The 769-nt window shown below is 45.8% G+C and carries 1 protein-coding gene; it reads right to left on the bottom strand.

Going from position 1 to position 769, the window contains the following annotated elements; translation table 11 throughout:
• Window positions 1-769, bottom strand: a 769-nt coding sequence (locus A3729_RS27300; protein WP_156498170.1) for an HD-GYP domain-containing protein, incomplete at both ends; no start/stop codon positions are given.

Below are 769 nucleotides of genomic sequence, written 5' to 3'. Positions count from 1 at the left end.
CACCCTCACCTTTGGCGAGCGCTGATCAAACTCGTTCACTTCTACAACCGCGCCCAGTCGGCCACTCTCTAGTAAGACCAAAGAACCAACTGGATAAATTCCGATACAACGAATGAAGTGATTTACCAAAGAGCGGTCCAAATGATGATCGCTCCACTCCAGTAAACGCTTAATCGCCATTGTCGGCGTCATACCCTTGTGATAACAGCGGTCGGCTGTAATCGCATCATAAACGTCAACAATCGCAGCCATTCGCCCGAAGGTTGAGATTTCATGACCACATAGACCCGAAGGGTAACCGGTACCATCCATTCGCTCGTGATGTTCAGAAACGACTTGAATAGTCAAAGGGGAAATACCTTCGATACCCAGCAAATGCTCGCGACCTAGGGTAACGTGATGTTTCATTTGCGAAAATTCATCATCGGTTAATTTACCAGGCTTATGCAATATTTCGTCTGGCACCATGATTTTCCCGATATCATGCAACAATGCACCTGAAATGGTTTGATGAAGAACCGAACGATCCAGTTGCATCGATTTACCAAAAATAGACATCAGAACACTCAGGTTTACGGAGTGCTCCATCAAGTAACTATCTTTCTCGCGAATACAGCCAAGGCAAGCCAAGGCATTGTGATTTCTGAACAAAGAGTCCAGCATATCTTCCGCAAGATTATCAATAGCGTCTATAGGAAGCGCCTGACCAGTCTTAACGTCCGTGAGAATACCGCCCATGAGTTCAACTGCTTCTTCATGAACCTTTTGA

The sequence above is a fragment of the Oleiphilus sp. HI0043 genome (genome assembly GCF_001634935.1).
This window is presented reverse-complemented; position numbering and strand designations above follow the sequence as displayed.